Source organism: Streptococcus pluranimalium (genome assembly GCF_047785745.1).
GTDB classification, from domain to species: Bacteria; Bacillota; Bacilli; order Lactobacillales; family Streptococcaceae; genus Streptococcus; species Streptococcus pluranimalium_B.
The window spans coordinates 1-13,951 of sequence record NZ_JBLOJT010000043.1 but is presented as its reverse complement, the minus strand read 5'-3'; the positions used below and the strand labels follow the sequence as shown (position 1 = coordinate 13,951).

Sequence of the window (13,951 nt, the reverse complement as noted above, 5' to 3'; positions counted from 1 at the left end):
TTCTTAGATGTAAGTTGATTGGTTAATGATCTTTCATTGCTCTAGCGAAAGGTCTGGATACTATGATAGTAGATGCTCGTCTCCTCAAAGACAACCGCAGGGTTTTGAACTGAGTCATAAGACTATTGACAGAGATGTCATCATGAGATGTGATGTAGACGTGATTTTTCATTATTGACAAAATTTATACCTTTGAATTTGCTGTACTGATATCAATGTCAAATGCTAAATATGATATGCATGATATTCCCTCGAATGGGGTTCTACATACTTGGACAACCTTCTCTATAAACCAGGTGTTTTGTCAACTTTTTATTAGGATGTCTAGCATCAAAGAGTCCCACGGATTAACAAGACACCGCTACGTGATCGTAAAGAAAAAGTAACGAGTACTTCTCATGTCGGACATCCCTTCACTACTAATCTTAGTATGTTTTTGTTACAATTAATGAAGATCAAAAAATACCTTAACCATAAAAGTTGAGAACCTTAGAAATAGGAAAAGGAGTAGTCATGTCTATACTTGAAATAAAGAATCTTCACGTCTCTATCGAAGATAAAGAAATCTTAAAAGGGCTTAATTTAACCTTGAAAACAGGAGAAATTGCTGCCATCATGGGACCTAACGGAACAGGAAAATCAACGCTTTCTGCTGCCATCATGGGAAATCCTAACTATGAAGTAACTGAAGGAGAAATTCTCTTTGATGGGGAAAATATCTTGGAGCTTGAAGTGGATGAACGTGCACAACTTGGTCTTTTCTTAGCTATGCAATACCCATCTGAAATTCCAGGTATTACTAATGCAGAGTTTATTCGTGCAGCCATGAACGCTGGTAAAGAAGATGAGGAAAAAATCTCTGTCCGAGATTTTATTACTAAGTTGGATCAAAAGATGGAACTTCTTGGCATGAACGAAGAAATGGCAGAGCGTTACCTCAATGAAGGTTTCTCAGGTGGGGAGAAAAAGCGCAATGAAATTTTACAATTGCTCATGCTTGAACCTAAGTTTGCCCTTCTTGATGAAATTGACTCAGGTCTAGACATTGATGCCCTTAAAGTCGTCTCAAAAGGTGTCAACGAAATGCGTGGAGAAGGTTTTGGAGCCATGATTATCACCCACTATCAACGTCTCCTTAACTACATCACACCAGATGTGGTTCATGTCATGATGGAAGGTCGTGTCGTGCTATCCGGTGGTCCAGAACTAGCAGAACGGTTGGAAAAAGAGGGTTACGCAAAAATTGCGGAAGAACTTGGCTACGATTACTCAGAAGAAGTATAAGAGGTCATAACAATGGTGTTACTAAAAAGCCATGATTTTTCCATAAAATTTTTGGTGCGTCCTTTAATCGAAGCAGATATACCAGCGATTTTGAAGCTTTATGAGACGAATCCTTATTATTTTGAACATTGTCCTCCCCCACCGACGGCAGCTTCCGTTTTGGATGATATGACAAAGTTGCCTCCAGGGAAAAGAAGAGAAGACAAGTATTTTGTTGGTTATTTCGATGGAGAGCGACTTATTGCTGTACTAGATTTGGTCGAGGGCTATCCTAGTGAGGAGAAAGCTTTTATCGGTCTCTTTATGTTGGATAAAGCTTATCAAGGAAGGGGACTCGGTAGTCAGTTGATCGTAGAATTGTTGGAATATGTGACGCGACAATTTAAAACTCTTAGACTGGGCTATGTAGCGACTAATAGTCCTGCTAAAGCTTTCTGGGAAAAGCAAGGCTTTGTTCCAACAGGAGAAACATCACAGGAAAAACAATATACTATTATTCTCGCAGAGTATTTGAAAAAGGATAAATAAGTAATGATGAAAGAAATTATTTTAGCTTTCTCACAAGAAAAAGCAGAGCCTATTTGGTTACAAGAGCGTCGTCTAGCTGCTTTTGACAAGATCGAATCCCTCCCCTTGCCCAATATTGAGCGTGTTCGCTTTCACCGTTGGAATTTGGGAGATGGGACGATTGCGGTTAATGATGCCACAGCTAATGTTCCTGATTTCACCGCTTTAGGTGACAATCCAAAACTTGTCCAAGTAGGAACACAAACACTCTTAGAACAATTACCAGCAGAACTAATGCAGAAAGGACTAGTCTTTACAGATTTACAGTCCGCATTGGAGGAAATTCCCCAAGTTGTTGAAGCCAATTTTGGAACGGTACTAAGATACGATGAAGACAAGTTAGCTGCTTATAACTACGCTTATTTCAATAGCGCTACGGTTCTCTACGTTCCAGATAATATGGAAATTGAAACACCTTTGGAAGGCATTTACTTACAAGACAGTGATAGCGATGTGCCTTTCAATAAGCATATATTGATGATTGCTGGAAAAAACACTAAGTTTAGTTACATCGAACGTTTTGAAAGTATCGGTGGGCAAACTAAAAAGACAAGTGCCAATATTTCTGTCGAAATTATCGCAGGAGCTGGTAGTCAAGTTTCTTATTCAGCTATCGATCGCTTGGGTGAAAATGTAACCGCCTATATCAGTCGTCGTGCCAAACATGGCAATGATAGTTCTGTTGATTGGGCTATGGGTGTGATGAATGAAGGTCATGTCATTGGTGATTTTGATTCTGACCTTGTTGGAAATGGTAGCCATGCAAACCTTAAGGTTGTTGCAGCATCGTCAGGTCGTCAGATTCAAGGGATTGATACGCGCGTGACTAATTATGGTCATAACTCTGTCGGTCACATCTTACAACATGGGGTTATTTTAGAGCGTGGAACCTTAACCTTTAATGGTATTGGTCATATTGTCAAAGGTGCTAAAGGCGCTGACGCCCAGCAAGAAAGTCGTGTCTTAATGTTATCAGATAAGGCACGTTCAGATGCCAATCCTATTTTGTTGATTGATGAAAATGAAGTGACGGCAGGACATGCGGCTTCCATTGGCCAAGTTGATTCAGAAGATATGTATTATCTCATGAGCCGTGGTATTGATCAGAAAACAGCGGAACGCTTGGTTATTCGCGGCTTCTTAGGGGCTGTTATTACAGAAATTCCAAGTAAGGAAGTCCGTCAAGAATTGATTAGTGTTCTTGATAGTAAGTTAGATAAGCGCTAGTCATAACAATAACTGAGAGGTAAACAAGTGTTTGATCCAAATCATATTCGTCAGGATTTTCCTATTTTAAACCAAACGGTAAATGATGAACCTTTAGTTTATTTGGACAATGCTGCGACCAGTCAAAAGCCCCAGCCAGTTTTGGATACCATTATGGCTTACTATTATGAAGACAACGCTAACGTCCACCGAGGGGTTCACACATTAGCAGAAAGAGCGACGCAAACATATGAGGCGAGTCGTCAGAAAGTAGCAGACTTTATCCATGCTGGTTCACCACGCGAAGTTCTTTTTACTAAAGGGACAACTACAGGACTCAATTGGATTGCTCATTTTGCGCGGACTATTTTAAAGCAGGGTGATCAAGTACTCATCTCTATTATGGAACATCACTCTAATATCGTTCCATGGCAAGACGCCTGTCGTGCAACGGGTGCTGAGTTGGTCTACGTTTATCTAAAAGATGGTGTTTTAGATGAGGCGGATTTCCAGAAGAAATTATCAGTCAAAACAAAATTTGTCAGTCTTGCCCATGTGTCTAATGTTCTAGGATGCCTTAATCCTATCAAAACAATAACACAAATGGCTCACCAAGTAGGTGCTTATATGGTTGTCGATGGGGCGCAAGCAGTACCACATATGCCAGTTGATGTTATGGATTTGGATTGTGATTTTTACGTCTTTTCAGGCCATAAGATGATGGGACCAACCGGCATTGGTGTGCTTTATGGCAAAGAAGAGCTTCTCAATCTGATGGCACCCCTAGAATTTGGGGGCGAAATGATTGACTTTGTTCATGAACAAAGCGCAACCTGGAAAGAATTACCTTGGAAGTTTGAAGCCGGCACCCCGAATATAGCCGGAGCTATTGGATTAGGAGCGGCTATTGACTACTTAAATCATCTAGAGATGCCAGCGATACATTCTCACGTTCAAGAGTTGGCTGCCTATACCCTCCCCAAACTTCAAGCTATTGAAGGGCTCGCAGTTTATGGCTCACAAGATGCGAGTAATCATATTGGGCTTATTTCCTTCAATATAGAGGGTCTTCATCCTCATGATGTTGCGACTGCTTTAGATTATGAAGGTGTTGCTGTTCGAGCAGGTCATCACTGCGCTCAGCCACTTATTAATTATCTTGGTATTTCGTCTGCTCTTAGAGCTAGTTTTTATGCTTATAATACCTATGAAGACTGCGATCGATTGATTGAAGCAATTTCTAAAACCAAGGAGTTTTTCAATGGCACTCTCACGTTTAAATAACCTTTACATGACTTTAGTCACGGAACATTCTAAAAGTCCACATCATTTTGGGCAACTAGAGGGGCAAGAAGCTATTCAACTCAACAACCCAACTTGTGGCGATGTTATTTCTTTAACGCTAGCCGTGAAGGATGATACTATTGAAGATATTGCCTTTTCAGGTCATGGCTGTGCTATTTCAACAGCTTCAGCCAGTATGATGACCGATACAGTCATTGGAAAGACAACAGCAGAAGCCTTAGCCTTAGCCGAACTCTTCTCAGAAATGGTTCGAGGTCAAGAAAATACTAACCAAGACAAACTTGGTGATTCCGCTTTTATGGCTGGAGTCTCTAAATTCCCACAACGAGTAAAATGTGCAACCCTAGCTTGGAACGCTCTTAGAAAGGCTATAGAGCGAAGCGACGAAATATCATAAGGTGATGACAGACAATTTAGTATAATCAACACTCTTACTAGATAGCCTTTGCGGCAGAGTTTTCATTTTCTAAGTGTCTAGCGAATAGAGCAAAAGTGGAGCCTGGTAAAAGGTTGGGATGAAAAAGCTGTATCACTAAATCCATGATTTAATAATCATTAGTCAATTATCGAAAAGAGTCTAGCCTTATAGTGGATAACTCTTAGAATCGTTTGTAGCAAGAATAGAAAGGACAAATCATGTCTGAAAAAGTAGAACCAAAACCTATTGATTTAGGTGAGTATAAGTTTGGTTTCCACGATGATGTTGAGCCTATTTTATCAACTGGAAAAGGTCTCAGTGAAGAAGTTGTTAGAGAACTATCGGCCGCTAAAGGTGAGCCAGAATGGATGTTGGACTTCCGCCTCAAATCACTAGAAACCTTTAATAAAATGCCAATGCAAGAATGGGGTCCTGATTTATCAGATATTAATTTTGAGGAAATCATTTATTATCAAAAACCTTCTGATAAACCAGCTCGTTCTTGGGATGATGTCCCTGAGAAAATTAAAGAAACCTTTGAGCGTATTGGAATTCCAGAAGCTGAGCGTGCCTACCTAGCAGGAGCCTCTGCCCAGTATGAATCAGAAGTGGTCTACCACAACATGAAAGAAGAGTTTGAAAAACTGGGGATTATCTTTACAGATACGGATTCAGCTCTTAAAGAATATCCAGACCTTTTCAAGCAATATTTTGCCAAATTAGTACCACCAACAGACAACAAATTGGCAGCTCTCAACTCAGCAGTGTGGTCAGGTGGAACATTCATCTATGTCCCTAAAGGGGTAAAATGTGATATTCCGCTTCAAACTTACTTCCGTATTAATAATGAAAATACAGGACAGTTTGAACGTACTTTAATTATTGTTGATGAAGGAGCAAGTATTCATTACGTAGAAGGTTGTACAGCACCGACTTATTCATCAAACAGTCTTCATGCTGCTATCGTAGAAATTTTCTCACTTGAAGGTGCTTATGTACGCTATACGACGATTCAAAACTGGTCAGACAATGTTTATAATTTAGTTACAAAACGTGCCAAGGCTCTTAGAAATGCGACAGTTGAGTGGATTGATGGTAACCTAGGTGCTAAAACAACTATGAAATACCCATCTGTTTATTTGGATGGAGAAGGTGCGCGTGGTACCATGCTTTCGATAGCCTTTGCCAATAAAGGTCAGCACCAAGATACAGGTGCCAAAATGATTCACAATGCTCCCCATACATCATCTTCTATTGTGTCAAAATCAATTGCCAAAAGCGGGGGAGCTGTTAACTATCGTGGACAGGTTACCTTCAATAAAAAATCTAAAAAATCCGTCAGTCACATTGAGTGTGATACCATCTTGATGGACGATATTTCAAAATCAGATACTATCCCATTCAATGAAATTCATAATTCTCAAGTCGCTTTAGAACATGAAGCCAAAGTTTCAAAAATCTCTGAGGAGCAACTCTACTATCTCATGAGCCGCGGGTTGTCAGAGTCTGAAGCTACTGAGATGATTGTCATGGGATTTGTCGAGCCCTTCACTAAAGAACTTCCGATGGAATACGCTGTTGAGTTGAATCGCTTGATTTCATATGAAATGGAAGGCTCTGTTGGATAATTACCTATAGTTACTTAAAAGAAGCTCGATAAAAAGTTTTATACTCATTGAAAATCAAAAAAGCTTAGCATCAACTTTCTTGACAAGGTGATGCTAAGCTTTTTAAGTTGTTTAATGAGGACCGGAGCGACCCAAAACTGAGTTTTTAGCCGATTTTTTGATCCGTGATGACTTTTCTGGTAAAAAAGTATTTACACTTTTTAGAGTTTTTCGTTAACATAGGTGACAAAATGATTCCACCAAACTTTTAGGAAGAAACTCTTTTCAACAGCTGTTTTGGTTTTGGCGCTAACACTTGGGAGGTCACCTAGATAACCATTCCCGACAAGATTTTTATCTTGGAAAGTAAAGTTACCAACCTCAGTGTTCTTTTTCACAGGTGCAGTTAAACTTTTTCGACTTGATTTAAAAGCCAGATTGGATTTTTTGTTGATGGGACGGATGACGGTTAGATCGTCTGCTGCAACAGCTTTGACAGTTTTCTTTTTACCATCACGGACAGAAACCGTGCTAGCATCTACTGTTTGCCCTTTTTTCACAATTGTCTTTTTCTCATAATTTGCAAGAACATAATCTAAAATCTCATTAGTTGCTTTAAAACGAGCCAGTTCATCATTCTCGGCATCATCTGCGTTTAAAACAACCGTGATCATACGCATCCCATTTTCAGTTGACGTTGCAACGAAAGAAGCGCCAGCTTTTTTCGTTGTTCCAGTTTTTAAACCATCCACACTAGCTCTATAGTATGGCATTCCTTCTAACATGTAATTGTAGGTTATCATTAAGTTGCCATCGAAATTAGCACTACCTTGTTGGCTGACTTTAATAAGGTCAGGATAATCTTCAATGATATGCTGCGCAATAATAGCCACATCTTTGGCGCTCATCATATTTTCGTCTGTTTTTTTAGAACCAGGATAGATGTTGTCACCCAGCACCTCGTTGTTGAGACCAGAGGCATTAACGAGTTTAGTGTCTTTGATGCCCCAATCCTTTAATTGTTGAGACATCATATCGACAAATTTAGGTTCACTACCACCGATGTGTTCAGCAAGAGCAATCGCTGCGCTATTGGCACTAGCTACCATGGCAGCATTGACCAAATCTCTAACAGTGTATTTTCTAGCTTCCATTGGCACATTACTAGCCTCAGGGTTAACCGTTAAATGATAAGGATAGTCTGAAATGTCAATTTTACTATCCCAAGTCAAATTCCCCTTGTCAATTTCTTGATAGACCATGTAAACAGTCAGTATCTTTGTGATAGAAGCGATAGCATCTGGCGTTGTCGCATCCTTCTCATATAAAATTTTTCCTGTATTGGCTTCGACAGCGATAGCATGTTCAGCTTTGGCTTTGAATTCCTGAGCGAAGGAATTATCAGATAATAAAGATAAACAAATCGTCAAACCTAATAAAAAAAGTTTAATCGCTTTTACCATGATTCTCCTCATTCAATAATATAATTTCAAATATAGACTAAAAATATTATAACACAAGTAAAAAGCAAAAAATTCTGAAAATTTTTTTAAATAGCGCTTTCCATTTTGGGACAACTTGTGGTATAATTCTTCTTATACAAATTCTTCGTCGTAGGAGGACGTCAAATGTCAATGTTTTCAAAACGTAATTTGAAGCGTGTTGGTCTTGGAGCGCTTGCTTTAACGTCAACAGCAGTATTGGTAGCTTGTAGTGGTGGTGGATCATCAGAGTCAGCATCAGAAAAGTCAGTTATAAACTGGTCTATTCCAACTGAAATTAACACTTTAGACCAATCTAAAAATACAGATAGCTATTCAAATATGGCTATCGGTAACTCAGGTAGTAACTTATTGCGCTTGGATGGCAAAGGTGGAACAGAGCCGGATCTTGCTGAAAAAGTAGAAGTATCTGAAGATGGATTGACTTATACAGCAACTCTTCGCGAAGGTCTCAAGTGGTCAGATGGTAGTGAATTGACAGCTGAAGACTTTGTTTATTCTTGGCAGCGTATTGTTGATCCTGCTACAGCAGCTGAATACGCTTACCTTGCTGTAGAATCTCATCTTGAAAATGCAGATAAGATTAACTCAGGTGAAGAAAAAGATTTGAGTAAATTAGGTGTCAAAGCAGATGGCAACAAAGTTATTTTTACTTTAACAAGCCCAACGCCACAATTTATGGAATATCTAGCCTTTACTAACTTTATGCCACAGAAAAAAGAATTTGTGGAAGAAGTTGGAGATGATTATGGTACTAATTCAGAATCTCAAGTATATTCTGGTCCATACAAAGTTGAAGGTTGGAATGGTTCTAACAACAAATTCAAATTGGTTAAAAATGAAGAGTACTGGGATGCAGATAACGTAAAAACAGAGACTGTTAACATCCAAGTTATAAAAAAACCTGACACTGCCGTACAAATGTACAAACAGGGCGATCTAGATGCAGCTAATATTTCAAGTACTTCTGCAATCTATAATGCCAATAGAAATAGCGATGAATTAGTTACCGTCCCAGAAGCGACAACAGCTTACATGGTTTACAATCAAACCGGTGAAGTAGCAGCACTGGCTAATGATAATATTCGTAAAGCACTTAATCTAGCGACTGACCGCGAAGGCGTTGTTAAAGCAGCGGTTGATACTGGCTCTACACCAGCAACAGCTCTTGCGCCAACAGGTTTAGCAACTCTTCCTGATGGAACCGATTTAACTGAGCATGTTGCGCCAGGTTACTCATATGATGTAAAACAAGCGAAAAAACTATTTGAAGCAGGATTAGCAGAGCTCGGTCAAGACAGCTTGACAATTACAATCACTTCAGACGCAGATTCACCTGTAGCGAAAAGCACACTTGATTACATCAAATCTACTTGGGAAGAAGCCCTTCCAGGATTGACAGTTGAGCAAAAATTTGTACCGTTCAAACAACGTTTGGAAGATACTAAGAATCAAAACTTTGAAGTATCGATTGCCCTTTGGGGTGGTGATTATCCAGATGGGTCAACATTCTATGGATTGTTCACTTCGGATGCAGCATATAACTATGGTAAATTCTCAAGCCCTGAATACGATGCAGCATATGACAGTGCGATTGGTAAAAATGCTTTAGACAAAGCAGCGGCAGCAGATAACTACAAAGAAGCTGAAAAAGTTCTTTATGACAATGCATATTATAACCCTATCTACTTCCGTAGCACTCAATCTTTGCAAAATCCAGATCTTACAGGAGTTATTCGTAATTCAACTGGGTTGAGTACAGATTTTACGCATGCTTACAAAAAATAATTCATTTTTTAATGATAAAAATGACTAAATAACAGCAAGAATTGGGTGCCTCCAATTCTTGCTTTTATTGCAGGGAAAATTTTTTCCTGCAATAAAAGCAATAAGAAAAGGAATTGATATGATTAAATATATTCTAAAACGTCTTGTTATCCTTTTGATCACCTTATGGGTGGTCATCACGCTTTCATTCTTTCTTATGCAGATTATGCCAGGGACACCGTATAATAATCCCCGTTTGACTGATGAGATGATTGCTTTGATGAATAAGCAATATGGACTTGATAAACCAGTGTGGCAACAGTATTTGAAATATCTTTTTGATATTTTACATGGTGATTTTGGAACAAGTTACCAATCGATTAACCAACCAGTTTCACGGATGCTTAGTCAGCGCCTTGGCGTATCAATCCAACTTGGTTTGCAAGCCTTGGTGATTGGTATCTGTAGTGGGCTAATTGTTGGTGCTATTTCGGCTCGAAACAAAAATAATAAGATTGATGGTTTTCTTAGTGTTGTTTCAACCTTAGGAATTTCTGTGCCGTCTTTCATAGTTGGTCTTTTGCTCCTTGATTATCTCGGATTCAAATGGCAATTATTACCACTTTCAGGCTGGGGAACTTTTGCTCAATCTATCCTACCAACACTTGGTCTAGCTATCCCAATTTTTGCTCAGGTAACTCGTTTCTTCCGTAGTGAAATGATTGAAACGCTGAATTCTGATTATATTCAACTGGCTCGCGCTAAAGGATTGACGATGCGCCAAGTTACCAATAGACATGCCTATCGTAACTCAATGATTCCTGTATTGACATTGGTTGGGCCATTGTCGGCGGGTGTCTTGACAGGGTCAGCGCTGATGGAACGTATTTTTTCGATTCCTGGTATTGGTCAATTGTTTGTTACAGCGATTCCAACTAAAGACTACCCAGTCATTATGGGAACAACAATTGTGTATTCTGTAATGTTAATGGTAGCTATCTTGGCGACAGATATCATCATTAGTACTGTTGACCCACGTGTTCGCTTGCAATAAGGAGAGTAAAATGGCAGATAAAAATCAAACTTTTAAACTTGTTGGAGCTGGATCATCTAGCATACAAGAAAAAATTGAAAAGCCAGCACTGTCCTTTTTCCAGGATGCTTGGCGCCGACTTAAACAAAATAAACTAGCTGTTATATCAATGTGGTTTTTGATTGTTTTAATGATCTTTTCATTAGCTTCAACATTATTTGTTAAACAAAAAGATGCTAATTCTTTTAATTCAAAAGAAGTTACAATCTATCGAAATCTACCGCCGAAAATTAGCAGCAGCCTTCCGTTTTGGAACGGAGAAATTGTTTATTCAGGAAATACTGAAGCCAATGATGCCTATGCAGATCAAGGTGTACCAGAAAATAAAAAATTTGCTTTAGGAACGGATACTCTTGGGCGTAGCTTAGGAAAACGTATCATCGTTGGTGTTCGTATTTCACTCTTGGTAGCCTTAGCTGCAACCGCTATTGACTTGATTATCGGTGTAACCTATGGTTTAATCTCTGGTTACGTAGGAGGTAAGGTTGATACGGTGATGCAACGTATTATCGAAGTTGTTTCATCAATTCCAAACTTGGTTATCGTAACGATGCTTGGTCTCTTGTTAGGTAATGGTATTCTTGCAATTATTATTTCCATCGGGCTTGTAGGCTGGACATCTATGGCGCGTCAAGTACGTAACTTAACTTTATCTTATCGCGAACGTGAGTTTGTTCTGGCAGCTCGTTCTCTAGGTGAAAGTGGTGGCAAAATTGCCTTCAAACATATTTTTCCTAATATTTCAGGAATTATTATTGTTCAGATTATGATGACCGTTCCAAGTGCTATTATGTACGAGGCAGTTCTTTCAGCCATCAATCTTGGTGTAAAGCCACCGACAGCATCTCTGGGGTCATTGATTTCAGATGCACAGGAAAACTTACAGTATTATCCATACCAAGTATTGCTTCCTGCATTGGCGCTTGTTATCATTTCCTTAGCATTTATCTTGCTTGGTGATGGTTTGCGAGATGCTTTTGATCCAAAATCAAGCAATGACTAAAGGAGGAAATGAATATGACACAAGAAAATATTTTAGAAGTTAAAAATCTTCATGTTGATTTCCAAACTTATGCTGGTGAAGTCAAAGCCATTCGTGAAGTTAATTTTCAACTGAAAAAAGGAGAAACACTTGCAATAGTAGGTGAGTCAGGTTCAGGTAAATCAGTGACAACCAAGACACTTATGGGCTTGTCTGCAAAGAATGCCAATATTTCAGGTGAGATTCTTTTTAAAAATCGTAATCTCAATGATTTAAAAGAAGAAGAATGGGTTAAAATCCGTGGAAATGAAATTGCAATGATTTTCCAAGATCCGATGACTAGCCTTGATCCAACCATGAAAATAGGAATGCAAATCGCAGAACCGATTATGCTACATGAAAAGATTTCGAAAAAAGAAGCCCTTGATCGTGCACTTGAGCTTATGAAGAGTGTTGGTATTCCAAATGCTGAGGATCATATCAATGATTACCCCCACCAGTGGTCGGGTGGAATGCGCCAACGTGCCGTCATTGCTGTTGCACTAGCTGGAAAACCTGAAATATTGATTGCTGATGAACCGACAACAGCGCTAGATGTAACGATTCAAGCTCAAATTTTGAATTTGATGAAAGATATTCAGCAAAAAACATCAAGTTCTATTATCTTTATTACCCATGACTTGGGCGTTGTTGCCGGCATGGCAGACCGTGTTGCGGTTATGTATGCTGGTAAAATTGTCGAGTATGGAACGGTTGATGAAGTTTTCTATAACCCACAACATCCATATACTTGGGGGCTTTTAAATTCAATGCCTACAACAGATACAGCAGCAGGTGCCCTCCAGTCTATCCCTGGAACACCACCGGATTTGTTGAATCCTCCAAAAGGTGATGCCTTTGCAGCTCGTAATGAGTTTGCATTGGACGTTGATCACGAAGAAGAACCGCCGATGTTTAAAGTATCAGATAGTCATTACGCCGCAACATGGCTCTTAGATAAAAGAGCACCAGAGGTGACCCCTCCACCACAAATCCTAAAACGATGGGCCAAATGGCAAGAAAAACATGGAGGGATTAACTAATGGAAAATAATAGAAAAAAATTAGTTGAACTAAAAAACGTTTCTCTTACGTTTAATAAAGGGAAATCTAATGAAGTTAAAGCCATCAATAATGTTAGTTTTGACATCTATGAAGGTGAAGTTTTCGGTTTAGTTGGTGAGTCTGGTTCAGGTAAAACAACTGTTGGTCGTGCCATTTTGAAACTGTACGATATTAACGAAGGTGAAATCATTTTTAACGGTGAAACAGTTTCACATCTCAAAGGCAAAGCACAACACAATTTCCGTAAGCAAGCTCAAATGATTTTCCAAGATCCACAAGCAAGTCTTAACGGGCGAATGAAAATCCGTGATATTGTTGCTGAAGGATTGGACATCCATAAGTTGGTTTCATCCAAGGAAGAGCGTGATGAAAAAGTTCAACACCTGCTTGATTTAGTTGGTTTAAATAACGATCACTTAACACGTTATCCTCATGAGTTTTCTGGTGGACAACGTCAGCGTATCGGTATTGCCCGTGCTCTTGCTGTTGAACCGAAATTTATCATTGCCGATGAGCCCATCTCAGCGTTAGATGTTTCTATTCAAGCCCAAGTTGTTAATTTGATGCAAAAATTACAACATGAGCAAGGATTAACATACCTATTTATCGCACACGATTTATCAATGGTTAAATACATTTCAGATCGTATCGGAGTTATGCATTGGGGTAAAATGTTGGAAATCGGAACATCTGATGATGTCTATAATAATCCAATCCATCCTTATACAAAAAGTCTGTTGTCAGCTATTCCGGAGCCGGATCCTGAAAAAGAGCGTGCACGTATCCACCAAGTCTATGACCCAACAGCGGAATTAGATGGACAAGAGCGTACCATGCATGAAATCACACCAGGTCATTTTGTTCTAGCAACAGAAGAAGAAGCGCAGCTTTATAAAGAACAATTGTAAAAATAAAAATCATGTAGTTAAAGCATTTATGGCTCATGCTGCAATTACTGGGTAATAGAGACACAAAAGTGCTAAATATCTCCATTTGCAGAAGAACTTCAGCAAATCTCTTTATCAAAAAAACGCACTATATCAAGTTCTTTTAATAGTGGCTCTTCGTCAACTGTAGTGGGTGACTTATAATTAACATCTAGAGAGAATCGTTCCGG

The 13,951-nt window shown here is 39.1% G+C and carries 12 protein-coding genes; 11 read left to right on the top strand and 1 reads right to left on the bottom strand.

The features are described 5' to 3' along the window. Positions 1-513 precede the first annotated feature (513 nt). The 6 genes from sufC (at position 514) to sufB (ending at position 6,408) form a co-directional block, all read left to right on the top strand. Positions 514-1,284: a Fe-S cluster assembly ATPase SufC gene (gene sufC, locus ACMZ6U_RS06110; RefSeq protein ID WP_416107134.1), complete on the top strand. Its 771-nt coding sequence runs from the start codon at positions 514-516 to the stop codon at positions 1,282-1,284. Between the two features lie 12 nt (positions 1,285-1,296). After that, positions 1,297-1,812: a GNAT family N-acetyltransferase gene (locus ACMZ6U_RS06105; protein ID WP_416107133.1), complete on the top strand. Its 516-nt coding sequence runs from the start codon at positions 1,297-1,299 to the stop codon at positions 1,810-1,812. A 3-nt stretch (positions 1,813-1,815) separates the two neighbouring features. Further along, on the top strand, positions 1,816-3,078 hold the full coding sequence (gene sufD / locus ACMZ6U_RS06100) for a Fe-S cluster assembly protein SufD (RefSeq protein ID WP_416107131.1): 1,263 nt from the start codon (positions 1,816-1,818) through the stop codon (positions 3,076-3,078). Between the two features lie 27 nt (positions 3,079-3,105). Beyond that, a complete protein-coding gene (locus ACMZ6U_RS06095) occupies positions 3,106-4,341 on the top strand; it encodes a cysteine desulfurase (RefSeq protein WP_416107129.1) in 1,236 nt (411 codons plus the stop codon). Then, positions 4,319-4,759, top strand: a complete 441-nt coding sequence (gene sufU / locus ACMZ6U_RS06090) for a Fe-S cluster assembly sulfur transfer protein SufU (RefSeq protein WP_416107127.1) — start codon at positions 4,319-4,321, stop codon at positions 4,757-4,759. Before ACMZ6U_RS06095 ends, sufU begins: the two co-directional genes overlap by 23 nt. Before the next feature lie 239 nt (positions 4,760-4,998). After that, the gene (gene sufB, locus ACMZ6U_RS06085) at positions 4,999-6,408 is read left to right on the top strand and encodes a Fe-S cluster assembly protein SufB (RefSeq protein WP_416107125.1); all 1,410 of its coding nucleotides are present in this window, start codon (positions 4,999-5,001) and stop codon (positions 6,406-6,408) included. A gap of 200 nt (positions 6,409-6,608) precedes the next feature. Here sufB and pbp3 read toward each other — a convergent pair whose 3' ends face one another. After that, on the bottom strand, positions 6,609-7,838 hold the full coding sequence (gene pbp3 / locus ACMZ6U_RS06080; protein WP_416107136.1) for a D-alanyl-D-alanine carboxypeptidase PBP3: 1,230 nt from the start codon (positions 7,836-7,838) through the stop codon (positions 6,609-6,611). Positions 7,839-8,015: 177 nt separating this feature from the next. On the opposite strand from pbp3, the gene ACMZ6U_RS06075 reads away from it, so the two are divergent. From ACMZ6U_RS06075 to ACMZ6U_RS06055, 5 genes are all read left to right on the top strand, one after another. Next, positions 8,016-9,677, top strand: a complete 1,662-nt coding sequence (locus tag ACMZ6U_RS06075; protein ID WP_416107123.1) for a peptide ABC transporter substrate-binding protein — start codon at positions 8,016-8,018, stop codon at positions 9,675-9,677. A gap of 118 nt (positions 9,678-9,795) precedes the next feature. Beyond that, on the top strand, positions 9,796-10,710 hold the full coding sequence (locus ACMZ6U_RS06070; protein ID WP_416107121.1) for an ABC transporter permease: 915 nt from the start codon (positions 9,796-9,798) through the stop codon (positions 10,708-10,710). A 10-nt stretch (positions 10,711-10,720) separates the two neighbouring features. Beyond that, positions 10,721-11,752, top strand: a complete 1,032-nt coding sequence (locus ACMZ6U_RS06065; RefSeq protein ID WP_416107119.1) for an ABC transporter permease — start codon at positions 10,721-10,723, stop codon at positions 11,750-11,752. Positions 11,753-11,766: 14 nt separating this feature from the next. After that, complete coding sequence (locus ACMZ6U_RS06060) at positions 11,767-12,813, top strand: ABC transporter ATP-binding protein (protein WP_416107117.1); 1,047 nt, start codon at positions 11,767-11,769, stop codon at positions 12,811-12,813. Next, positions 12,813-13,742, top strand: a complete 930-nt coding sequence (locus ACMZ6U_RS06055) for an ABC transporter ATP-binding protein (protein ID WP_416107115.1) — start codon at positions 12,813-12,815, stop codon at positions 13,740-13,742. Before ACMZ6U_RS06060 ends, ACMZ6U_RS06055 begins: the two co-directional genes overlap by 1 nt. Positions 13,743-13,951 lie beyond the last annotated feature (209 nt).